Here is a 25432-nt window from a genome sequence, read left to right on the forward strand (position 1 = left end):
AAAATCCTAAGTCTTAGTACTTAGGATTTTTTTTGTTTCTTTGCCAAACTAAAATCTAAACCCAATCATGAAAACTATATTATCGTATATATTAAGTGTTTTCTATTATATTGCCTTTGGTTTAACTCTTGTAATCTTTCATGTCATTCAGTGGGCAGGATTGAAATTAGGAGGTTATAATGGACATAAAAGGACTGTAGATGCTTTTAATTTTACTTTATTACAATGTTTAAAAATATTAGGAACTAAAATTACGTTTAAAGCAGAAGGAGATTTTCCAGAAGATGCTCCAATGATTTTAGTTTCAAATCACCAAAGTATGTATGATATTTCTCCAATTTCTTATTTTATGAGAAAATATCATCCAAAATTTGTTTCTAAAATAGAATTAGGAAAAGGAATTCCAAGTGTTTCTTTTAACTTACGCCATGGAGGTTCTGTATTAATTGATAGAAAAGATGCAAAACAATCTTTATTAGCAATTAGAAATTTTGGAAAATTTTTGCATAAAAATAATTACTCTGGCGTGATTTTTCCAGAAGGAACAAGAAGTAAGACAGGAAAACCAAAACGATTTTCTGAAAATGGAGTTAAAATGTTAGTAAAATTTGCACCTGGAGCTTATGTAGTTCCAGTAACAATTAACAACTCTTGGAAACTTGTTGAAAAAGGTAGTTTTCCCCTAAATATCGGTGTGCATTTAGAAATTATTGCACATAAACCAATAAAAGCAGATTCAATGCCATTTGATGAGCTTTTTAAAGAAGTAGAACAAACAGTGAAAAGTGCTGTAACAGCATAAAACCCCTTAATATAGGCAATATGTCAGTAAAAAATATTAGACTAGAAGTGATGCAAACTCTTGAGAAAAGTATCGGAGAGTTTGTAGACAAATATCTTATTCCAACAGAAAAAATATGGCAACCTTCTGATTTTTTGCCAGACTCTCAAAGTGAAAACTTTATTGAAGAGGTAAAAGAAATTAGAGAATTATCAAAAGATATGGATGATGATTTCTGGGTATGTCTTGTTGGAGATACAATTACAGAAGAAGCTTTACCAACTTATGAATCTTGGTTATTAGATTTAGAAGGTGTTCAGCAAGATCCACATGATAATTCATGGGCAAAATGGGTTAGAGCATGGACAGGTGAAGAAAATCGTCATGGAGATGTTTTAAATAAGTATTTATACCTTTCTGGAAGAGTAAATATGCGTGAAGTTGAAATCACGACACAATATTTAATCAATGATGGTTTCGATATCGGAACTTCTACAGATCCGTATAAAAACTTTGTTTATACAAGTTTTCAAGAGTTAGCAACTTATATTTCACATATAAATGTTGCTAAAATCGCAAAGAAAAAAGGACATAAAGCTTTAGCTAAAATGTCGAAAATCATAGCTGGAGACGAGATGCGTCACCATTTAGCTTATACAGATTTTATTCGTCACATTTTCCAATATGATCCAAGTGAAATGATGCTTGCTTTCCATCATATGATGAAACATAAAATTGTGATGCCTGCAATGAATTTACGTGAATCTGGAGGAGATAAAGGAACATTATTTGACCAATTCTCAACTGTTGCACAAAGAGCAGGTGTTTATACAGCACAAGATTATATTGATATTTTAGAAAAACTTATCAAAGATTGGGATATTCAAAACATCAAAGGATTAACTGATGAAGCAGAAAGAGCAAGAGATTATCTAATGCGTCTTCCTTCAAGAATGCAGAGAATTACAGATAGAATTGTTGTTCCAGATACGAAATATGAATTCAAATGGTTAATGCAACCAGAATTAAAAATATAATTAGAAAAGAGGTTTTTAAAACCTCTTTTTTTATGGATGTAATTTAATCCTTAATTTTGTCCTCTCAAAAATAAAAAAATGGTAGATAATTTAGAGCAAGGATATTTTGGTATTGGAATTTATAATGGAAAAACTCCTGAAAACTTAGGTGTTCTTTGGCGTTCTGCTCAAAATATGGGTGCAAGTTTTATTTTTACAATCGGAAATAGATATGCAAAACAAGCTTGTGATACACATAAAGCTGTAGGAGCAATGCCTTATTTTCATTATAAAGATTTTGACGATTTTTATGCACATCTTCCAAAAAGTGCAATGTTGGTTGGAGTAGAATTAGATGAAAAAGCAGTTCCTTTAGAAACTTTTGAACATCCACGTCGTTGTGTCTATCTTTTAGGAGCTGAAGATCATGGATTATCAAGAAAAGCAATTGAAAAATCGCATCATTTGATTAAATTCGATACACGTTTAAGTCTAAATGTTGCTGTCGCTGGAAGTATTGTGATGTATGATCGAAATATGAAAAAGAAGTTTAAATAATTTAAAAGATTACAAAATTTATTTTTTTTAAACTTTCGATTTAATTTTTGTATGTGAAAGTTTAAAAGAGTTTATAATAAAAAGATAAATAAGATATTTTTGCAGAATTTTTAATTTTATAAAATATCTTATTTATATTTACAGACCTTAATGTATGAAAGAGATAAAAAATTAACAATTTATTTAAAAGCTAGCTTAAATTAATTGTTTTTTAAAAACAGCTGTAATTATTATTTCAAAGTTGAAAAACTCAAAATCCACTTTAAAGAAAAAGAGAGAACGTTTTATACTTTGATGTTTTAATAAAAGTATATTAAATTGATGAAAAAATAAAAAAAATCTTTTGAGTTTAGTTGCTATTGCAACTATAACTACTGCATTATTTGCAACAGAGATTAATTTAAAAAATAGTTCAGAATCTAATATTGAGACCGAGCCTGAATGTGTTGAAACTTGTTCTACATGGGATGGTGATATTCGTATAGAAACATCTGCAGGAAATTGGTTTATGTCTTGTGAAAAAGCTAAACAAAGATGTTATGAAAAATTAGAAAGATTGACATCTGCACCTATTTCTGTATAACATAAGATAAATAAAACTGTATTGATTTTCAATACAGTTTTTTATTGTATTCTGAAAAAAATAATTAAAAATAAATTACATGTTATGAAAAAACTAACCTTCTTATTCCTTTTTTTAGGAGTATTTATGAATGCACAAAATATTGAAATAACTTATTCAGTAGAAGAAAATTGTGATGAAGGGATTATGTCTACAAAAATGGATTATGTATTAAAAATGACAGCAGAGAAATCGGTATTCTATAATTTAGATACAACTCATACTCAGTTTAAATATTCTGATTTTGTTGACGAAATTAAACCTTATGGAGATTATGAAAGAGCTAAACTATCAGATAATCATTATAAACCAATTAAAAAAGATTTCTTTTATAAGAGTTTTATAGAGGATGTTATAGTTTTCAGAAAACAAGAAAGAGGTAGGTTTTTGATAATAAAAGAGAATTTAACTTCTCTGTTCAATTGGAATATTGATTCAAAAGAAACAAAAGAAATTATGGGTTTTACTTGTCAGAAAGCAACAGCAGAATTTAGAGGAAGAAAATATGAAGCTTATTTTACAAGTGAACTTGGAAATTATGGAGGTCCATGGAAATTTGATGGATTACCTGGTGTTATTTTAGCAGTGAAAAGTGTAGATGATTATTTTGTATTACAAGCAAAAGAAATAAAAAAGAATAGAGTAGATTTTAAAATAGATAGTCGAAATATGGAAAATATAGAAACTATTTCTTGGGAAGAATTTGTAAGTATGAAAGAAGAATATTTGAAGAAAATGTTTAAAAAATTAAAATCTCTTTCTGCACCAGGAGAGACTGGAAAAATACAATTAAAAGATCAGTTAGAAGATTTAGGAATTAAAACAATGAGTTTTTAGAATGCTTAAAAAAATTGCAATTCTCTTTCTGTGTTTTTATTCTTCTTCTATGTTAGGGCAAAAAATAGAGGGAATTGTAAAAGATACAGAAGGAATTGATATTCCGTTTGCTACTGTATCGATTAAAACAGATTTAGATACAAAAAAAATTTCCGAATATGTTTTTGCAAGAAAAGGAAAGTTTTCGTTTCAATTAAAAAAAGAATATTCTAAAATTATTATAGAAGTAAAAGCAAATAAATATATTTTGGCTTATGAAATACTTGATAATTTAGAAAAAGATAAAACTTATTCTTTTGATTTTTACCTACAAAAAGAAGAAGTTAATGAATTAGAGGAAATAACTATAAAAGCAAACAAACGTTTTTTTGAAGAAAAGGGAGATACAGCTGTTTTTGATGCTAGCAAATATGTAAAAGAAGGTGATAAGAAGGTACAGGATTTACTGAAAAATATTCCTGGAATTGATGTTAATGAAAAAACTGGACGTATCAAATATAAAGGAAAATCTATTGAAACGATTATGCTAGATGGAGATGACCTTTTCGGAAGTAATTATACGTTAGGTTCTAAAAATATAAATATAGGAATAGTTGAAAAAATAGAAGCAATTGAAAATTATTCTGAAAACCATCTTTTAAAAGGAATAGAACATAGTGAAAAAGTAGCTATCAATTTAAAATTGAAAGAAGGAAAAATAGATTTGTCAGGAAGTGCAGATTTTGGTGGAGGTATTGATGCTGATGGTAAAATTTTAAAAAATGTTTATGCGACGGTATTAGGAATTGCTAAAAAACATAAATCTTTTGGAGTTTTATCATATAATAATATGGGAATTAATCATTCTCCATTTGATTTTTCTAGTTCTAACTTTAATATAGAAGCTAGCAAAGAAAATGAATTATATGCACCAAAATTACTTTCAGATAGAATTTTGGTTGATGATCGTTCCAATAATAATGATATGTATTTTGGAAATATAAGTAGCTTGTGGAAATTGAATTCTAAATGGAATATAAAATTAAATCTTTATTACATAAAAGATAAAATTAGAGCAAATAGTTTCTCTAAAATGGAAAATCAAATTGAAGAAACTTATTTTGTTACTTCAGATGCTGTTTCTGAGATTAACAAACCAACTTTATATCGAAGTGATTTAGAAATGAAATATCATACATCTAGTTCTTCATTGTTAGAATATAAAGGTAAAATATTTCAGAAAAATAGAGATGCTTTACGTACTATTGTTACTAATTCTAGTACAAATTATCATAGTAATATTAATACAGAAGAAATCTTTTTTAAGCAAAATTTAATTTATACTCAAAAATTATCAAATAGTTCTGTTTTACAATTTATAGCAAATTATAGTAAAGACAATGCTCCACAAGAAATGAAGTTAGAAGAGATTAATTTATTTGAATCTTATCTTAATCAAAAAAGTAATTTCGAAAAAGAAGTAGTTTCTATTGATATGAAATTATTTGGAAAAATAAATAAAACAAAATATTCTTTAAATGTGGGTTATAAAAACCTAGAATTACCTTTTATTTCTTCTAATAACGAATTTGATTATAATAATGATTTATATTTTCAGAAAATCATTTATCAAAATGGGTTTATAAAATATAGCTATAAATCATGGTCTTTTATTCCTTCGTATAAATTGAATATTTTACAACAAAAACTAAATGATTCTGTAGAAAATAATTGGATTTTAAATCCAAGTTTAACTATTCAATATCATTTTACAAAAAATTCAAAATTAATTGGGAATATAAATGAAAATAAAAGACCTATTTCAGAAGATTATATTTATAGAAATTCTGTAATAACTAATAATCGAAACGAAATTCGTAATACTCCAAGTTTAAAATTGCAAAGAAATAGAAGTGCAAGTTTAGGATATATGTATTATAATCTTTTAAAAAATATTAAATTTAATTCAAGATTATCCTATAGAGAATCTAAAGGAAATTTCTTTTCTAGATATGAAATTACACCAACAGAGACTTGGATTCAAAATTTCTTTTTAGGTGAAAATACAGAAGAATTTGGAATAAATCTTTTTGGTGAAAAATTATTTTATGATATTAGTTTAGTTATTAGTCTGAATTCCAATTATACCAAATCTAATTATAAGAATATTGTAAATAATTCTGATTTGAGATTAAATATTTCTGATACATTTCAAAATACTGTAAAAATAAGTTCAGCTTATGATTTTCCTATTAATTTTGAAACTGAATTTTCACATAATTATTCAAAAACTAAAACAGAAAATGGCGATAGGATTATTAATGAAAGATTTGAAAATAGTACCAATTTAAAAATTAAAATATCAGAAACAATTTCATCTAATTTTATTACAACATATTTGTTGCCAAATTTAAATGATACATCACATGATTATATATTCTCTGATTTTAATTTGAACTATAGACCTAAAAAAAGCAAGCTAGAATTAGGTGTTTATTTGAAAAATATTTTAAATGAAGATAAGTTTAGACAAATTACTGTAAACGATTATTCAAAGTCTTCCTATGAATTAGATTTGCTACCAAGACGTTTTATAATAGGTTTGAGTTATACTTTTTAAAAATAATCTTGATTTCAATTTAACTCTTTTTTTAATCAAAAACCTAAAAGCATTTTCCCTAACTTCGTAAGTTGATATTAAATTAAAGAAAATGACTGCACAATATTTTATAGATAAATTTGAGATGCTTCCACATCCAGAAGGTGGTTTTTATAAAGAAGTTTATAGAAGTGAAGGAACAATTCCAAAAGAAGTTCTAGGAGAAGAATTTAGTGGAGATAGAAATTATGCAACAGGAATCTACTATTTGCTTAAATCTGAAAATTTTTCTGCTTTTCATAAAATAAATCAAGATGAAACTTGGCATTATTATGCTGGTTCACCTGTGATTGTTCATACAATTGATAAAGAAGGAAATTATTCGCAACAAGAAGTAGGATTAGAAGGTGATGGAATTCCACAATATGTTGTTCCTGCTGGCGTTTGGTTTGCAGCTACAGTGAAAAATAAAGAAGATTTTTCATTTGTTGGTTGTACTGTTGCTCCAGGTTTTGATTTTGATGATTTCCAATTAGCAGAGCGTGAAAAATTAATTTCAGAATATCCAAAATTGAATCAAATTATAACAAAGTTGACAAGATAAATTCCGAAAGCTGCATTTTTTATGTAGCTTTTTTGTTTTTAAATGTTTAAAAATTAAGGTTTTACTTTTTTTGAAAGAAGATAATTTTATTTAATAAACAATATTTTTAGAATTGAATTGTTTAAAAATAAAAAACGTTTTAAAAAAACATCGAAATACAATCAAATTTTAAAAAATTGCTAACAGTCATTTGTTTTTAAGCAGAAAAAAAATTTAATAAAAAAAAATCCGTAATTTCGCAAATCAATTGAATAGTAGCATAAAAATGAGTGCAAAGTATAAAGAATATAAAGGACTAAACCTAGTACAAGCTGCTGAGGAAGTAGCAGATTTTTGGAAAACTAATAATATTTTCGAAAAAAGTATTACGTCTCGTGAAGATAACGAACCATTTGTGTTTTTTGAAGGACCACCTTCAGCAAACGGTTTGCCTGGAATTCACCACGTAATGGCACGTACGATTAAGGATATATTTTGCCGCTATAAAACATTGAAAGGATATCAAGTAAAGCGTAAAGCAGGTTGGGATACACATGGTCTTCCAGTTGAACTTGGTGTAGAGAAAGAATTACAGATTACAAAAGAAGATATCGGAACGAAGATTTCTGTAGAAGAATATAACGATGCTTGTAGAAAAGCAGTAATGCGTTATACAGATGTATGGAATAATCTTACGGAAAGAATTGGTTATTGGGTAGATATGGAAGATCCATATGTTACTTACAAACCAAAATATATGGAGACAGTTTGGTGGCTTTTAGCACAATTGTATAAAAAAGATTTAATCTATAAAGGTTATACAATTCAACCATATTCTCCAAAAGCTGGAACAGGTTTAAGTTCTCATGAATTAAACCAACCAGGATGTTATAAAGATGTAACAGATACTACAATCGTAGCTCAGTTTAAAGCTGTAAAAGAAACATTACCTGAAATCTTTGCAGATATTGATGGTGATGTACATTTCTTAGCTTGGACGACAACTCCTTGGACACTTCCTTCAAATACTGCTTTAACAGTTGGGAAGAAAATTGATTATGTTTTAGTAAAATCATTTAACCAATATACAGGGAAAGAAATCAATGTAATTTTAGCTAAAAACTTAGTTGGAAAGCAATTTGGTAAGAAATTCTTCGTAGTGGAAGATGTTGCTGAATTAGCTAATTTTAATAAAGGAGATAATAAAATTCCTTATTTCATTGCAAAAGAATTCAAAGGAGCAGATGTTTTAGGTGTGAAATATGAGCAATTATTACCTTATGCACAACCTTACGAAAATGCAGACAAAGCATTTGTTGTAATTCCTGGAGATTTCGTAACAACGGAAGATGGAACAGGAATTGTACATACAGCTCCAACTTTTGGACAAGATGATGCACAAGTAGCGAAAGATGCTGGAGTTCCTGCATTATTAGTTTTAGATGCACATGAAAATCCAGTTCCATTAGTAGATTTACAAGGAAGATTTACAGAGCACATGGGACCTTACGCTGGGAAGTATGTAAAGAATGAGTATTATAACACAAATGAAGTTCCTGAAAAATCTGTAGATGTTGAAATTGCTATTCAATTAAAAGAAGAAAATAAAGCATTTCATGTTGAGAAATATAAACACAGTTACCCACATTGTTGGAGAACTGATAAACCAGTTTTATATTATCCATTAGATTCTTGGTTCATTAAAGTAACAGAAACGAAAGATCGTATGTTTGATTTAAATGAAACAATTAACTGGAAACCAAAATCAACAGGAGAAGGACGTTTTGGAAACTGGTTAAAGAATGCAAACGACTGGAATTTATCACGTTCTCGTTATTGGGGAATTCCTCTTCCAATTTGGAGAACAGAAGATGGAGCAGAAGCAATAATTATTGAATCTGTTGCAGAATTAAAAGTAGAAATCGAAAAATCAGTTGCAGCTGGTTTTATGGATACAAATGTTTTCGCAGATTTTGAAATCGGAAACATGAGTGACGAAAACTATGCAAATGTTGATTTACATAAAAATATCGTAGACGAAATTATTTTAGTTTCTTCTTCAGGAAAACCAATGAAGAGAGAAGCAGACTTAATTGACGTTTGGTTTGATTCTGGATCTATGCCTTATGCACAATGGCATTATCCTTTTGAAAACAAAGAATTAATTGATAATAGAGAATCTTTCCCTGCTGATTTTATCGCAGAAGGAGTGGATCAAACAAGAGGTTGGTTTTATACGTTACATGCAATCGGAACAATGGTTTTTGATTCTGTAGCTTATAAAAATGTAGTCTCTAATGGTTTAGTTTTAGATAAAAGTGGTCAAAAGATGTCTAAGAGTAAAGGAAATGCTGTAGATGCTTTTGAAACTTTAGATAAATATGGACCAGATGCTACAAGATGGTATATGATTTCAAATGCAAATCCATGGGATAACTTAAAATTTGATGTAGATGGAATTGATGAGGTTCGTCGTAAGTTCTTTGGAACTTTATACAACACGTATTCATTCTTTAGTTTATACGCAAATTTAGATGGATTTACTTATGCTGAGGATGATGTGCCAACAGCAGAAAGACCAGAAATTGATCGTTGGATTCTTTCTGAGTTGCATACATTAATTCAAGACGTGGATAAGTTCTACAAAGAATATGAGCCGACAAAAGCAACAAGAGCAATTCAAGATTTCGTAACAGAAAACTTAAGTAACTGGTTTGTACGTTTAAGTAGAAGAAGATTCTGGAAAGGTGAATATGGAACAGATAAAATTTCAGCATACCAAACATTATATAAATGTATGGTAACTGTTGCTAAATTAGCTTCCCCAGTTTCTCCATTTTTTACAGATAGACTTTACAAAGACTTAACAAGTGTAACAGGAAAAGATAACGTTGAATCTGTACATTTGGCTAAGTTCCCAGAGTTTGATGCATCTATGGTGGATAAAGCTTTAGAAAGAAAAATGCAGAAAGCTCAGAAAATATCTTCTATGGTATTGTCGTTACGTAAAAAAGAAAACTTAAAAGTACGTCAGCCACTTCAAAAGATTATGATTCCAATTTTGGAAGCAAATGATAAAGAAGATATTTTGGCAATTCAAGATTTAGTTCTTTCCGAAGTTAATGTGAAAGAAATTGAACTTTTAGAAGATGCATCAGGAATCTTAGTGAAAAATATTAAACCAAATTTTAAAGTATTAGGACCTAAATTTGGGAAAAATATGAAGTTAATTTCTGCTGAAATTAATAAGCTTTCACAAGAGGATATCGCTGAAATCGAGAAAAAAGGAAGTATTTCTATCAGTATTAACGAAGAATTAGTATCTTTAAGTAAGGATGATGTTGAAATTAGCTCTCAAGATATTGAAGGTTGGCTAGTTGCAAGTCATAATAATATTACTGTTGCTTTAGATATTACGATTACAGAGACTCTGAAAAATGAAGGAATCGCAAGAGAGTTAGTAAATAGAATTCAGAATTTACGTAAGGATTCAGGTTTAGAAGTAACTGATAAAGTGGCATTAACGATTAAGGAAAACGAAATGTTAACACCAGCAATTTCTGAAAACGAAGAATATATCAAAACAGAAACGCAAACAGTTTCAATAAACTATAGTGGTGGAGTTGGAAATGGTATTGCTGTTGAATTTGATGAAATTCAGACAGAAATCGCTATTCAAAAAATTTAAGGTTATGATAAACGATGGAACAACAGAAAGATATTCTGATGAATCACTAGAAGAATTTAAAGAAATAATCCTAGAGAAGATTAAAAATGCTGAAGAGGATTTACGTCTGTTAGAGTCTGTTTTTAAAAATGGTACAAGTAATAAAACGGATGATACTTCTCCTCAGTTTAAAGCTTTCGAAGAAGGATCTGAAACAATGTCTAAAGAAGCGAATGTGCAATTAGCAATTCGTCAGCAGAAGTTCATCAGAGACTTAAAAAATGCTTTAATCCGTATTGAAAATAAAACATACGGAATTTGTAGAGTGACAGGAAAATTAATCAATAAAGAAAGATTAAAATTAGTTCCACACGCTACTTTAAGTATCGAAGCTAAAAAAATGCAATATTAATTTTTTTAAAATATAAAGAAAGAGCTTTCTTCATACAGAAAGCTCTTTTTTTATGTGTATTCATATCATTATCTTTGTGAATACAACTTAAAAAATATTTGAAAATAGGATAAATAAGATAAAATCCTATTTTTGTAAAAACTTAAATTGAGACAATTGAAAAAAGCAGTATTTATAATTATTCTAGTTTTATTAATTGATCAGATTAGTAAAATTTGGATAAAGACACATTTTGTGTTAGGGCAAGAAATTAAAGTGTTTGATTGGTTCCGAATTCATTTTGTAGAAAATAATGGAATGGCTTGGGGAACTGAATTTGGTGGAAAAGGTGGAAAATTATTCTTGACATTGTTTCGATTAGTTGCAATAACAGGAATCGGATATTGGCTTTATAATTCTATCAAAACAAAAGCAACCCCGTTATTAATTGTTGCTGTTTCTCTAATTTTTGCTGGAGCTTTAGGTAATATTATTGATTCTGTTTTTTATGGAATTATTTTCGATGATAGTTACGGTCATGTAGCAACATTATTTTCTGAAAAACCTTATGGTACTATATTTCATGGAAAAGTTGTAGATATGCTTTATTTTCCAATCTGGAAAGGAGATTTGCCAAGTTGGATTCCAGGTGTAGGAGGTAAGCCATTTACTTTTTTTAATGCAATTTTTAATGTCGCTGATACTGCAATTAGTATTGGTGTTGGAATTTTAATTGTTTTTAGTAAAAAAGTATTTCCAAAACATAAATAAGAATAAATTAATTTATAAATGAAAAGTCCTTTAAGTAAAACTTAAAGGACTTTTTTATTTTTAATTCAAAGAAATTCTATCCACTTGAGCCATTTTCTGTAAACTTTCTGAAATTGCTTCCATTTGTTCTAAAATTTGTCCCATTTGATTTCCTCCAACTAAGTTTAATTTTTGTTTTTTCAAGAAAGTTTCTTTGATGGAATTCCATCTATCTTTTTCTTCTTCAGATAAAAGTCCAATCATTTCTCTAAATTTCAAAATGTTCGCTTCTGCTCCTGAAGTTAAAGTCTGAGATTCTCTCTCATAATGCGAAATAATTAATGTTTTAAGTTCTTTATCGTTCATTACAGGAACAATTTTCTCTGCCATTTTATTCATATCACGATACGAACCTTGCAATTTAAACATTGGCTCTGTTCTATATTCTTCCGAAATTCCTGCTGATTGAATATAAGCTTGATTTACTTTTAAAACCACATCTCGAACTTCAATTAACTTTTTGAATACAGAAATATATTCTTTGATTTCTATTGCCGAATGATTTGCTTCAAACTCTACATTTTCTCTCTGATTTGTTTCTGCAATTTTTAAAATGGTCAGAATATCTTTTTGACTTTTATTCGCCAATTTTGAAAGCGTTGGATTCGAAGTAATACTATTTTCTATATAAGACAATTCAAATTCATAAGCCGAATCTCCAAGAATATCTCCAAGATTATAAATATCTGCACGGTTTGCAAGCATGTCTGGAATCTGGAATTTCTCTCCACTTTCTGTATATGGATTTCCTGCCATTATCACACAAACTTTCTTTCCTCGGAAATCATAGGTTTTAGGTTTTCCTTTATAAACTCCTTCAATTTTACGCTGTCCATCACAAAGCGAAATAAACTTTTGTAAAAACTCTGGATTACAATGCTGAATGTCGTCTAAATAAATCATTACATTGTCCCCCATTTCAAAAGCCAAATTCAACTTTTCTAATTCTTGTTTTGCTCCAGCATTTGTTGCTTCAGACGGATCTACAGAAGTAATATCATGTCCTAAAGCAGGCCCGTTTATTTTCATAAAAATCAAACCAAGTCTGTTTGCAACATATTCCATCAACGTTGTTTTTCCATATCCTGGAGGAGAAATTAATAATAAAAGTCCCATCAAATCGGTTCTTTTATTTTCTCCAGCAGTTCCGATTTGTTTCGCTAAGTTCGCTCCAATAATTTGCAGATAAACTTTATCAATCAATTGATTTCTCACAAAAGAAGAAAGAACTCTCGGCTTAAACTCTCCAAGTCGCATCGTTTCTGAAGTTTCTTCTAATAATTCGTGTTTTAAAGAAGTAAATTTCTCATACGTTGGAACTACAGTTTCACTATATTTTTCCAATTTATTCTGGAAATCATGAATGTTTAATTGGTATTTTCCATCTTCAATAATTTCATGTGTTCCAGTCAAATTTTCTAAAGTTTCTTCTGTAATTACTTTATGCACATTTTTCTTCACATCCGATTGTAAAATGATTAATAAAGCTGCTTCTTCTACATTTTTGATATATGAACTTTTCGAATTTTGCATAAACGCTTTTAACCAAGTCTGAATTGTCTGAAAACGAATGCTCATATCTTCGATTTCTTCCATCGATTTTTCAAAAGCATTTTTCATCTTTTTTCCTCGTAATTCAATATCAAAAGAATGTACTAAATCCGCAGCGTTTGCATCAATCACAAAGTTTTCATTAAATGCTAATTCATCAAAAAGATAATCACAAGCTTGTTCTACAGAAGTATTCCAAGTGATGTTTTCAGATTCAAAGCAAATTTCTAAACGATTTTGCATTTGGTTTTTTATTGCTTCAAATTCTTTTGTATTTGGAAAAACTTTTAATAAAATTCCTGCTGCTTTTAGTTGTTGTTCTAAAATTTTCTTTGCTTCTTCCTTTTCCCAAATTTCCCAATAAAATCTAGCAAAAGCACGAGTTGTTGCATCATGTTTTAGCATTCCAACATGTGAATACATTTGAATTAAATTGTGTAAAATCAACAAAGTATCTTGATCATGAACTCCTTTCACATAACCTTCAGAATATTTGGAAGCACTGAATTTTTGGATAACTTTCAATAAATCTTTCGAATCTAAAGTTGAAATATCATCCCAAGTGATAATTGCTTTTGTAGTATTATCAATTAATTCTTTTCTCTTTACAGCTTCTAAAATCTGATAAGCCAAATATTCCGAACGATATACATTTCTATTTTCTGAAGGTAAAATCTGATTCCAAACTGGCCGATATTCATTAAAAGTTTTATCTACAACTTCTTCAAAATAATCAGTTCCTGTCAAATGATAATACATTTTATCATTTTTGAACACCATAGTTAAATCTAAATTCTGTGTGTTTACAGAGAATTTATAATTTCCAAACTGAATAATGTTTTTCCCATCAACAAAAAGTTCTGACTTATCTTTTAGCTGACGAATTGCTTCTTCTTTTAAAGATTTCAGCTTACTTTGAATATCATCAGCTTTTACAGAATCTCCAATATTTTCAAGTTCTTCAATCGTTTTTCGGATTTTCTCCACCATCAAATCGGAAGCAATATATCCGTTGATTTCCGAAACTTCTTTAAATCGAGATAATCTACTTTTTACAGATTTTAAAATTCTTTCTGCAGTTTGTTGTAAAGTCGTTGCTCTTTTATTTCTAGCTTCTACTAAAGCAACTTTTTTCGATTCAAAAGCGTTGTATAATTCTTCTCTTTTTAAAGATATTTTTTCAACAAAAGAATCAAATTCAGAAAATTTCCCTTCCAATTCTTCTAGTTGTACCATCAATTTTGTAAGATATTCCTCACATTTTTCTGGTGTATCACATAAATCGATGTAGTTTACAACTCCTTGATCAACTAATTTGATTTGCGCATTAAATTCTGCTTTTCCTTCTTCTCCTAATAAACTTTTACGTTTTCTTTTTAAACTCGCTTTTATTTGGTTGAAAGAAGCATAAATCTCCGAAATATTATCAATAATTCTCGTTGTTTCTGTCGCATCTTCAATTTGCAGATTAGAAACAATTTCGATTAACATTTCTAATTCCGCAGCATTTTCTGTGATTTTTTCTTCTAAAGCATTTGCTTCAACAACTTTCTTGATTTGCTCAATTTCTGCTGTTAATTCCGAAACTTTTTGCTGATATGGAGCTAAAGCTTCTTTTTTCAATAAGAATTGCACACAAGATTTAGAAGTTTCTTCCGTGAATTGCCCTAAAATTTCATCATAGTTTTCAACAGCTTCAATATCTACATAACGCAATTCTTTCAAAGAAATCACTTCTCCACGAACTTTTCGAAGATTTGTCAATGACTGTACAAAATCATTAATATGATGTGGAATTTCTCTTTTGATTACACGAATTAACTCATCTGCTTCTGCTGTAACTTTTTCATATTCATTTTTAGTATTTTGCTGAATCTGACGAACTTTTTCATATTCTTCCACAGCTGCTGAAGCCGTTTCTTTTATAGCATGAAGCGGAACTGTAAGTTCAAAAGTTTCTTTTTTGTTTAACCAATGATACGTATCTAAAACATCTGTACTATATTTTATAATGTCTAAATATAAATCGTTGTAAACTTCTTCTTTATCTGTCAAAGTCATCAGCGAATGACATTCCGCCATCGCACGAACGATATCTTTATTTCCGATTTTGTATAAAAACGAATCTTTATTTCCATCAATTTGAAAATCTGCTCCAATAAAAGGTGTTTGCCAAATCTGAATTGCATGGTGTTTTTTCGCTTCTTCTTCTGCTTTAAACAAACACATTTCTCCATTATCAAATAAAGAAAAACCATGACAAACAATCGGATTTTCTACTCTTTGCTCAATCAAATTATAAGGCAAAAGTAAATAAACTCCTTTGCTTTGATTGTAAAACACATACAAGAAATCCTCTCCATTTGGCGAAGTAATACATCTTTCAAAAAGCATGTGTTCCAAATCTTGCTCAAAACGTTTGTATTCTCCAGATTGTAAATAATAACCATCCGAGAAAAGTAAACCTTGACTTTCTGGAAGTAAAATACAAGCTTCTTCCATCGAATCTACACGTTTTACTTCTTGTAATTTGCTGTTATAAACAAAATAACGAAACGCTTCTTGGTAAGGTTTAATTCTAAAAATCACTAAATGATCAATGATTGCATATTCTACTTCTGCATCATCCAATCGTTGTTCCTGATGTTTTACAGGTTCATTGTAAATTCCTTTTCCATCCTTTGTATTGTCTTCTACTTTGATGGTTAAATCCCCACCAACTGTTTCTACAAAAACAATATCTTCTATCGAAATATGTGGATGTTCTCCCTCGCAAAAGTTCTCACGAGTCGTTTGTTTCCAACGAAATTCATGTTGATGTGGAAAACGAAATTCATGTTCACTTCGATTATCTACATATTGTAATGTTTCTTCTTTTATCAGCCATTTAAACGTTTTGATATCTTCCTCACGAGTTCCAAAACGGAAAACCATATGAAGATACTGACCAATTTTTGCAAACTTTACAAACTGTGTATCTCTGTAATATTTATATAAATTCTGAAAATCTCTATGGAAATTTTCGTCGTCTAAAATTTCTAGAGTAGCTTGATGAAATTCATGATCTCGGAAACAATAAAAACTAAAAACATCTTCTAGTTTTATTTCCGTTTTCAAGCCCATGTGAATATTGTAACCAAAAAGAAAATGATTTCCCAAAGAAAACATATCCCAAGGCACACAATTATAATTTGTCGTTACTCTTTCTGTGGCTTGAAGTTGAAAATCAATCGCTCCAAAAACATCTTTTCTAGCAACATTTAATTGATTTAATCTTTCTCTTAAATCTACATTGTCTTTACGCAATCTTTGCTTCAGAATCTCATACGTTCCTCCGTCTAATTGCATTTCTGTATTTTCTATATTTTCTTTTTGATCGTTCATTTTTTTTGGTTTAAGTTTACGTTTCTCTTTTTAAAGAGATAAAAAAAGGGTGTGATTATTTTCTTTAAAATCAATTAATCTTATTTTTTAAAATGGAATAATTAATGAAATATGGACATTGATTTGAAAATATACACACCCTAGACTTTCCTTTTTCTAATAGAATTTTTACCCTTTTAACTATTCTATTTTCTTTTAATCAAGAACATTTCATGGTGAAATGTTCCTGATATTGTTTTTAAAACCCAAACAAATATTTTAGTTCAATCCGATGCTTGCTGGAGTTTTATCTGAAACACCTAACATTTTAGAAACCGATTGTAATTGGTTTAACACAGAAAGAGAATCTTCATCTTGTGTTTGTTGCATTAATTTGTAAAGTAATGCAGAAATTGTTAAGTTTTTCAAATCTTCAGAGTTTACTCCAAACTGATCGATAAACATTTTAAAATTTTCTTTAAAACCATTTCCATTTTCACCATTGAAGAAAGTTCCTTTTACTTCTTGTAATACTTCACTATTTCCAACAGCTTTGTCAATTGCTTTTCCAGTTGTTATTGCACTAGTCAATTTATCAAAGAACATAGATTCTCCACCGATAATGTCAATATTAGACGATTGTAGCGCCTCTGCTAATACACCAGCTTGTGAAGCAGCAATATCTTTGTTTGCATCAATTCTAGCCAATTCAATTTCTTTAGCTTGCTCTAAGCGTAAACGGAACTCTTCATGAGCAACGCTTGTAGGATCTAATATCTTCATTGCATCTGCTTTCTTACGAATTCCTTCCGCTTCCACTTCCAGTTTCTCGTTTAAGATGCGAACATCAACCAATCCTTGTTTTTCATTAGCTTCCGCTTGAACTTGAATAACTTCAGCTTGAGCTAATCCTTTTTCTCTTTCTATTTGTGCAGCAACTTCCCCAATCTTTTTGTCCGCTTCCGCTTGAGCAATACCTTTAACTTCAATTCCTTTTGCTTCTGCATGTGCTGTAGCTTCAACAGCAGCAGCTTCTGCAGCAGCCTCTTTTTCGCGAGCTTCCGCTTTTGCTTCCATAACTTGTGCTTCCGACATTCCGATTGCAGCAGCTTCGGCAGCAGCAGCTTCCGCTAATATTTTAGTAGCTTCTGCATCATGAATTGCAGCAGTTTCTTTACTCTTCGCATCAATTAACATTTTCTCAGCATGTAATTTCGAAGCTTCTTTTGCAGCATCTGCTTCTTTGATTTTCTTCACTAATGCTGATTCTGCTTCTTGTTCTGCGTTTTTCAGTGCAACTACTTTATCTCTTTCCGCTTTTGCTAGTGCTTGTGTATCTTTAATTTTTTCTTGTTCTTCTACAACCGCTTTTTCTACAGAAACTCTTTCACGAATTACATCTTGAATATTTTTCTGTTCGATTTCGATTGCTCTTTGTTTTTCAATTTGAGCTAACTCAACAATTCTTGTTTTTTCAGTTTCTTCTAAAAGTCTTGCTTGCTCTACACGTTCCGCTTCAATTGCTTCGATTTTTTCTTTATTTTTCTCTGCAACAATTACTTCACGCATTCTATTTTCTTCTGCAATTTGAATTTGCTCTTCTGTAGCAATTCTTGCTTTTTCAGCTTTTAAGCGCTCTTCTTCATTAATTCTATCAACTTCAGATTGCTCTCTAGCTTTAATATTTTCGATTTCACGTTTTTGACGCTCTTCTGCTTCAACTTTTTGTTTTTCTAAGTTTAAGATTGTCTCTTGCGCTTCAACATCTTGTTGTTTGATTGTTTTTTCTTTATCTCTTTCAACTAAATTAGATTGTACTTTTTGTTCCGCAGTTAATTCAATAATTTTCTTGATACCTTCTGCATCTAAAATGTTACTTTCATCTAATTCATTAATTGGAGTTTGTTCTAAAAAGTCAATCGCACAATCTTCTAATTTGTATCCATTTAAATCTGTACCAATAATATTTACAATTGCTTGGTTAAATTCTCTACGTGAAGTATATAATTCTACAAATTCAAATTGCTTACCAACTGTTTTTAATGCTTCTGCAAATTTTGGTTCGTATAATCCTCTTAACGTTTCTGGATCTGATGCTCTATCACAACCAATAGATTTAGCAACTTCTGCAACTTTATCAACATTCACACGAACGAAAAATGTTACTTTAATATCTGCTCTCATATTGTCTTTACAAATCAGACCTTCAGAACCAGTTCTTGAAATTGTAATCGTTTTTACACGAATATCCATTTTTTCAAGTCTATGTAATACCGGAATTGATATTAAACCAGATGAAGATACTTTTGGTTTTTTATCTACACCACCAAAACCTCCAGTTCTAACTAAAACTTCTCCCTGAGCAGCTTTGTTGTACATTTTAATAATAATGACTAAAAATACAATGATTGCAAAGGCTATAAGCCCAAGAGTAAAATACCCTGCATAAGCTCCTGTTCCTAATTCTTGTACTGTTTCTTCCATAATTTAATTTTTGTTTTTAGATTAATTTATATTTACTATTTGTTTGTTTTCTTGATTAAAATTTGAATAAAATTTTCCTTTCCAGTTTGTTGTTTCCCTCCATTTTCAGAAGGGAAAAACTGGTTAATTCAAATATGTATAAAGTGTTGTTTTTAGATTTTTGCAACTAAGTAGTAATCTTCTTCTTCGTAATGTTCTACAATTACAACTTCGTCTCCTCTGTAAATTTTTCTTCCTTCAATAGATTTGATATTTAGACGAACTTTATCTCCACCAAATTCTAAATCAGCTTGACTTAATTTTTCATTTTCTGTGTCGTAAAGAACTGTACACATTTTGCCAACAAAATTAGTATCGATTGTTCCGTCTAATCCATCCCAAACTTTTACGAAAGGAATACATGCATATTTTGCAAAAAGCAAGGATACAAATGTTATAGGAATTAAAAGTAGAAATCCTATTAAGAAAGAGTTATTTCCAATGATATGATTGATATAAATTGAAAGCCCCCACATTGGAATAGCAACAAAAAATAGGTAGATCATGATTGGAAGTTTTCCAATATTAAAAAAACTAAGGAACCCTGAAATTCCACCTCCAGTAGAAATATCAGCATCAGCATCTATGTCAGCATCTAAATCTACATCCATATCAACATCTGTATCTATATCAAAATCAATAGAATCGAATTCTACCAATCCAATTATGGCGATTAAACCATAAATGATTAAAAATATTAGCAAAGCTGTCGGGATGATGTTTGCTCCTGTAATTGCTATTTTTAATAACTCTAACATTTTGTGATTAATTTAAGTTTACGTTTACGATTTATAGATTATAAAAAATTGATTAAAAAGTAATTTATTTTAATTATTAACTACTGTTTTAATGTTTTTGATAAAAATATGTTAAAAAAATAGAATTTTCAAGAGGTTCTATTATTATTATGAAAATCCAAAAAACAGCTAATAAAAATTTCATTAATGGTATTTTAAAGCTATTTAAATTAGCATCAAATTAAATTAACTATAAAAAATAGCATTAATTTTGGCTAAAAAAATTAGATTTTAAAAGATGAAATGTAACAAAAAAAGCCTTGAAACGTCGTATTTGGTTATGGTAGCTAAAAAAAATAGCAATTTTTAAAAATATTTATTAGCAATTAGCATAAAAAAAGCAGCTCAAAAAGCTGCTCATAATTTATATAATGTTGTACAATTTATAGACTATCTATAAATCCTTCTATTGTTTGTGCATTGTCTACTGAGAAATCACCAATTTTAGTTCTTCTAAGCACTGTTAAATGCCCTCCTGAGTTTAATGCTTTTCCAAAATCGTATGCAAGAGAACGAATATAAGTTCCTTTTGAACATATAACTCTAAATTCTACATCAGGAAAGTTGATTTTCGTAATTTCGAATTCAGGAATAGAAATTTTTCTAGATTTCACTTCTACAGTTTCTCCAGCTCTAGCAATTTCATACAAACGTTTTCCATCTTTACGTAAAGCAGAAAAAATAGGAGGAATCTGATCTATTTCTCCAAGAAATTGTTTTGTTGTTTCATGGATTAATTCTTCTGTAATATGATCTATAGGAAACGTTTCATTTATTTCAGTTTCTAAATCGTAACTTGGAGTTGTTGCTCCTAAACGAATTGTTCCTGTATATTCTTTAATTTGTCCTTGATAAGTTTCAATTTTTTTTGTGAATTTACCAGTGCAAATTACCAAAAGTCCAGTTGCCAAAGGATCTAAAGTTCCAGCGTGTCCAACTTTAATTTTTTTAATATCGAATTTCTTACGAATATGCCATCTTAATTTATTTACAACTTGAAAAGATGTCCATTCTAAAGGTTTATCAATTAATAAGACTTGACCATTTTTAAAGTCTTCCAATTCTAAGCTCATTCTATCCTTTTATATAATTGAATAAATAATTGCAATCACACCAACAATAGCGCAATAGATTGCAAAATAACTAAGTTTACTTTTCTTAACCAAAGCAATCATCCATTGACAAGCTAAAAGTCCTGAAACGAATGCAGCGATAAATCCAGCACTAATCACACCAATCTGATCACTTTCAATAGAAATTCCACCACCTAAAATATCTTTTGCTACTTTTCCAAAAATTAATGGAACAACCATTAAGAAAGAAAATTTTGCAGCTTTAGTTCTATCAATTCCAAGAATTACAGAAGTTGCAATTGTGGAACCAGAACGAGAAATTCCAGGTAACATTGCGATTGCTTGAGAAACTCCTACGATAAATGCATTTCCAAAACTTACATTTTTAGTGGTATTTTTTGCTTTATCTGCTAATAATAATAAAATAGCTGTTACAATTAACATTGCTCCAACTAAAATTATTTTCCCACTGAAAAAAGCTTCTAAATGTTCTTCGAAAAGTAAACCAACAACAACTGCTGGAAGCATTGAAATGATAATTTTTACAGAAAACTGTGATTCTTCATTCCATTTAAATTGTAATAAGCCTTTGATAATTTCCATTATTTCTTTTCGAAAAATAACGATGGTACTTAAAGCTGTTGCGAAGTGTAATACAACTGTAAAGGTTAAACTTTCTTTTGGTAAAGCATCGTTTCCGAAAAGTGCTTTAGTTAATTCTAAATGACCGCTTGACGAAACAGGTAAAAATTCGGTCAAACCCTGTACAATTCCTAAGATAATTGCTTCTAAAAAATCCATTTTATTCTTTGAGGTTTAGCAATTGCTAAAACAATATTTTATTTTAATCTTGTGTTATAAAACAAAAAACTCCCAACAAATTTTGAAGGGAATTTGATATTTTCATCGCTATAAAAGCTACTTTTTATTCTTCTGATTTCTTTTCTTTCTTTTTCGCTACAATTGCATAAACTTGAATAGCAAACCCAAGCAGAACAACTGTTGGAGCCAATCGAATTCTTCTAAAATCATAAATATCTGGACTAAAAACATTCGGATCATCTGAAGAACCACCAGACATCAGAATAAATCCGATTATAATAACGACAAGACCTACCAACATAATTTTATAATTATGTGAGTCGAATAAAAATTGTTTGTTCGGTTTTTCGTTCATATTTTAATAATAAAGTTCGTTAATTCTAAGGTTTAAGAAGCGTTGTGTTGCAAAAAATGTACTAATCCATGTGATGATTATTCCAAGCAATAAAATTCCAGAGAAAAGAATTATTAGAAATTCTAAATTGTTTAGTAAACTAAACTGTGGAAAGTGAATATCACCATAATAAATAATTCCACCTAAACCAGTAATTGCAATTAAAGCTCCAACAACACCAAGTTTTATACTTGTAAAAATAAATGGTTTTCTAATAAAGCTTTTTGTCGCTCCAACCATTTGCATTGTTTTAATTGTAAATCTTTTTGAATAAACAGAAAGACGAATCGAACTGTTTATTAAAATGATTGCCACAAAGGTAAAAAAGATACTGAAACCTAGAATCCAAATACTTAAACGATTAATGTTTTTAGTTAAAATCGTAATTAAAGGTTTGTCATAAGAAACTTCATAAACAAATTTTTGACGTTTAATATCTTTTTCTATTTCCTCGATTTGATGAGGCGTAACAAAGTTTGCATTTAAATAAACATCAAAAGCATTTTTAAGTGGATTTTCTCCAATAAAGTTTACAAAATCCTCTCCGATATCTTTTTGAAAAGTTTCAGCAGCAGTTTTTTTATCTATAAAAACAACTTTTTTAGCATATTCCGCATTTTCTAGCGTAGATTTAAATTGCTCAGTTTGTGTTTTTGTAGCATTATCTTTTAAGAAAATAGTTAAAGCAACATTTTCCTTAACATGATCTGTGACATCTTTTGTTTTAAAAACAACAATTCCTAAAAGTCCAACAAGAAATAATACCAAGCCAATACTTACTATTACTGAAAAATAAGAAGAACGCAAGCGTCTTTTTTGGTATCTATCGTGTTGTCTAGACATTTATTATAAGTTTTTTAGGATTATTATTCTTCGATTTCTTGGCACAATTCCACAAGTACACCATTAGTGTCTTTCGGATGCAAAAATACAACTAATTTGTTATCTGCACCTTTTTTTGGTTTTTCATTTAAAACTTTAAAACCTTCTTCTTTTAAACGCTCCATTTCAGAATAAATATTATCCACAGCAAAAGCAATATGGTGAATTCCTTCTCCACGTTTTGCTATAAATTTTGCAATTGGACTATCTTCTTTTGTTGCTTCTAAAAGTTCAATTTTATTTGGGCCATTTTCAAAGAAAGAAGTTCGTACGCCTTCACTTTCTACTTCTTCGATTTTATAAGCTTCTTTTCCAAAAAGCGCTGCATACACTTGGTTTGATTTTTCTAAATCTTTTACTGCAATACCAATGTGTTCAATTTTTTTCATTGATGATGTTTTAATTTGGTTGCTATTATTACAAAGTTTGCAAGATAAACGTTAGAATCAAAATATGAATTTACAATATCGAATCTTTTAGAAAATCTTTAACAAAACGACTTTCTGATGTAAAATATTTTGTAATAATACTTAATAGTTAGTCTTAAAGTTTCAAAAATATCAAATAAAACGTATTTTTGCAAAATGGAAACAATGAGACAGAAGAAAATTGCAGGAGTTCTTCAAAAAGATTTAGTAGATATTTTACAATCAGCTGCAAAGGAAGGAATGAAAGGTGTGATTATTTCTGTTACAAGAGTAAAGGTAACAACAGATTTATCACAAGCAAAAGTATATTTGAGTGTTTTCCCATCGGAAAATAGAGATGAGTTGATTGAGGGAATTAAAACAAATACGCATATAATTCGTCATGAATTAGCTTTGCGTACGAAAAATCAATTAAGAAGAATGCCTCATTTAGAATTTATCGGTGACGATTCTTTAGATTATATTGAAGATATCGACGATGCATTAAAAGGAAAAAAGGAAAATCCTATAAAAAATCCTGATATTTTACCAAGAAGACAAAAAAGATAGATTGAATTTTTCTTTATACATAGCCAAAAGATATTTATTCTCTAAAAACAGCAATAATGCGATTAATATCATCACATTTATTGCTGTTTTTGCGGTTATGGTTGGAACTTTGGCACTTTTTGTTGTGCTTTCCGTTTTTTCTGGATTAAAAAATATGGGAGAAGAAAGTTTGAATTCTACAACTCCTTCCATTGAAATTTCTCCAAAAAAAGGAAAATCGTTTTTCTTTAATGATTCTATAAAATCAATTTTAGACACAGATTCTAATATTATTACTTATTCAAAAATCATTGAAGAAAAAGCTTTTTTAAAAAATAATGATAAAGAAGTCTTAGCTAACTTTAAAGCTGTTGACACAAATTTTTCGGAATTAACTTCTATTCGAAAAAATATATTTTCAGGAACTTGGTTTGATAAACGTTATGAAAATAGCGCTGTAATAGGAATTGGAATTTCAAGTGAGCTTTCCATTTCTGCTTTTGAATATGGAAAAGTAATGCAAATTTTTGTTCCAAAAGCTGGAAAAGGTTCTGTGTCTAGTTATCAACAAGCAATCAGTGAAATTACTGCAAAAGTTACTGGAGTTTTTGCTGTTAATAATGAAGAATTAGATTTTAATTATGTTTTTATTCCATTACATTCAGGTCAAAAATTATTGGGATATAAAACAAATCAAATTTCGGCAATTGAATTATTGGTGAAAAATCCTAATTTAATTAGTTCTGTAGCAGAAAATCTAGAAAATCAAATAGGAGAGAAGTTTGAAATTAGAACGAGAGATGAATTAAATGCGGATTATTATCGATTGATTAATTCTGAAAGATTTATAACATATTTAATTTTCTGTTTAATTCTAATCATCGCTCTTTTCAATGTTGTTGGAGTAATTATTATGATGATTATTGATAAAAAAGATAATCAAAAAACCCTGTATAATATTGGAGCTTCACTAAAAGACATCAAAAAAATATTTATTTTACAAGGTTTCCTGTTATCTGTTTTAGGATTGGTTTTTGGTTTGTTTTTAGGAATTCTTTTTGTAATTCTACAACAGAAATTTGAATTTATCATGATTACGCAAAACCTTGCTTATCCTGTTGCACTTACTTTTACAAATATTGCTGTCGTTTTTATAACGATTCTAGCTTTAGGCTATATTGCTTCACTTATTGCAAGTAGCAGAATTTCCAAACAACTTATTTCTTAA

Annotated in this window: 20 protein-coding genes; 12 read left to right on the plus strand and 8 right to left on the minus strand. The window is 29.3% G+C overall.

What is annotated here, in order from left to right; all coding sequences use genetic code 11:
- Positions 1-67: 67 nt before the first annotated feature.
- The 10 genes from I1A51_RS14080 (at position 68) to I1A51_RS14125 (ending at position 11804) form a co-directional block, all read left to right on the plus strand.
- Positions 68-802, plus strand: a complete 735-nt coding sequence (locus I1A51_RS14080) for a lysophospholipid acyltransferase family protein (protein ID WP_196894996.1) — start codon at positions 68-70, stop codon at positions 800-802.
- A gap of 20 nt (positions 803-822) precedes the next feature.
- Entirely contained in the window at positions 823-1818 is a 996-nt protein-coding gene (locus I1A51_RS14085; protein WP_196894998.1) for an acyl-ACP desaturase, read from the plus strand.
- Positions 1819-1896: 78 nt separating this feature from the next.
- A complete protein-coding gene (locus I1A51_RS14090; RefSeq protein ID WP_196895000.1) occupies positions 1897-2355 on the plus strand; it encodes an RNA methyltransferase in 459 nt (152 codons plus the stop codon).
- A gap of 343 nt (positions 2356-2698) precedes the next feature.
- Complete coding sequence (locus I1A51_RS14095; protein ID WP_196895002.1) at positions 2699-2938, plus strand: hypothetical protein; 240 nt, start codon at positions 2699-2701, stop codon at positions 2936-2938.
- An 84-nt stretch (positions 2939-3022) separates the two neighbouring features.
- Complete coding sequence (locus tag I1A51_RS14100) at positions 3023-3814, plus strand: GLPGLI family protein (protein WP_196895004.1); 792 nt, start codon at positions 3023-3025, stop codon at positions 3812-3814.
- A 1-nt stretch (position 3815) separates the two neighbouring features.
- Positions 3816-6413 (plus strand): TonB-dependent receptor, encoded by a 2598-nt coding sequence (locus I1A51_RS14105; RefSeq protein ID WP_196895005.1) that lies wholly within the window; start codon positions 3816-3818, stop codon positions 6411-6413.
- Between the two features lie 91 nt (positions 6414-6504).
- On the plus strand, positions 6505-6996 hold the full coding sequence (locus tag I1A51_RS14110) for a cupin domain-containing protein (RefSeq protein ID WP_196895007.1): 492 nt from the start codon (positions 6505-6507) through the stop codon (positions 6994-6996).
- A 265-nt stretch (positions 6997-7261) separates the two neighbouring features.
- Positions 7262-10663: an isoleucine--tRNA ligase gene (gene ileS, locus I1A51_RS14115; RefSeq protein ID WP_196895009.1), complete on the plus strand. Its 3402-nt coding sequence runs from the start codon at positions 7262-7264 to the stop codon at positions 10661-10663.
- 4 nt (positions 10664-10667) lie between these two features.
- Positions 10668-11054 carry a TraR/DksA family transcriptional regulator gene (locus tag I1A51_RS14120; RefSeq protein ID WP_196895012.1) on the plus strand — a complete coding sequence of 129 codons (387 nt, stop codon included), beginning with the start codon at positions 10668-10670 and terminating at the stop codon, positions 11052-11054.
- A 156-nt stretch (positions 11055-11210) separates the two neighbouring features.
- Complete coding sequence (locus tag I1A51_RS14125; protein WP_196895014.1) at positions 11211-11804, plus strand: lipoprotein signal peptidase; 594 nt, start codon at positions 11211-11213, stop codon at positions 11802-11804.
- Between the two features lie 60 nt (positions 11805-11864).
- Here I1A51_RS14125 and I1A51_RS14130 read toward each other — a convergent pair whose 3' ends face one another.
- The 8 genes from I1A51_RS14130 to mce form a co-directional block, all read right to left on the minus strand.
- Positions 11865-16778: a DNA repair ATPase gene (locus I1A51_RS14130; protein ID WP_196895015.1), complete on the minus strand. Its 4914-nt coding sequence runs from the start codon at positions 16776-16778 to the stop codon at positions 11865-11867.
- A 258-nt stretch (positions 16779-17036) separates the two neighbouring features.
- Positions 17037-19241, minus strand: coding sequence for a flotillin family protein (locus I1A51_RS14135; protein ID WP_196895017.1), 2205 nt, complete (start codon positions 19239-19241; stop codon positions 17037-17039).
- A 152-nt stretch (positions 19242-19393) separates the two neighbouring features.
- Positions 19394-20038 (minus strand): OB-fold-containig protein, encoded by a 645-nt coding sequence (locus I1A51_RS14140; RefSeq protein WP_196895019.1) that lies wholly within the window; start codon positions 20036-20038, stop codon positions 19394-19396.
- 422 nt (positions 20039-20460) lie between these two features.
- The gene (gene truB / locus I1A51_RS14145) at positions 20461-21150 is read right to left on the minus strand and encodes a tRNA pseudouridine(55) synthase TruB (protein WP_196895021.1); all 690 of its coding nucleotides are present in this window, start codon (positions 21148-21150) and stop codon (positions 20461-20463) included.
- A gap of 9 nt (positions 21151-21159) precedes the next feature.
- Positions 21160-21951, minus strand: a complete 792-nt coding sequence (locus I1A51_RS14150; RefSeq protein WP_196895023.1) for an undecaprenyl-diphosphate phosphatase — start codon at positions 21949-21951, stop codon at positions 21160-21162.
- 124 nt (positions 21952-22075) lie between these two features.
- Positions 22076-22327, minus strand: coding sequence for a DUF3098 domain-containing protein (locus I1A51_RS14155; RefSeq protein WP_196895025.1), 252 nt, complete (start codon positions 22325-22327; stop codon positions 22076-22078).
- Between the two features lie 3 nt (positions 22328-22330).
- Complete coding sequence (locus I1A51_RS14160) at positions 22331-23209, minus strand: cell division protein FtsX (RefSeq protein ID WP_196895027.1); 879 nt, start codon at positions 23207-23209, stop codon at positions 22331-22333.
- A gap of 23 nt (positions 23210-23232) precedes the next feature.
- A complete protein-coding gene (gene mce, locus I1A51_RS14165) occupies positions 23233-23637 on the minus strand; it encodes a methylmalonyl-CoA epimerase (protein ID WP_196895029.1) in 405 nt (134 codons plus the stop codon).
- Between the two features lie 195 nt (positions 23638-23832).
- On the opposite strand from mce, the gene rbfA reads away from it, so the two are divergent.
- Positions 23833-24225 carry a 30S ribosome-binding factor RbfA gene (gene rbfA, locus I1A51_RS14170; protein ID WP_196895031.1) on the plus strand — a complete coding sequence of 131 codons (393 nt, stop codon included), beginning with the start codon at positions 23833-23835 and terminating at the stop codon, positions 24223-24225.
- A 1-nt stretch (position 24226) separates the two neighbouring features.
- Entirely contained in the window at positions 24227-25432 is a 1206-nt protein-coding gene (locus tag I1A51_RS14175; RefSeq protein ID WP_196895033.1) for an ABC transporter permease, read from the plus strand.

The organism is Aureivirga marina (genome assembly GCF_015767265.1).
Taxonomy (GTDB): Bacteria; Bacteroidota; Bacteroidia; order Flavobacteriales; family Flavobacteriaceae; genus Aureivirga; species Aureivirga marina.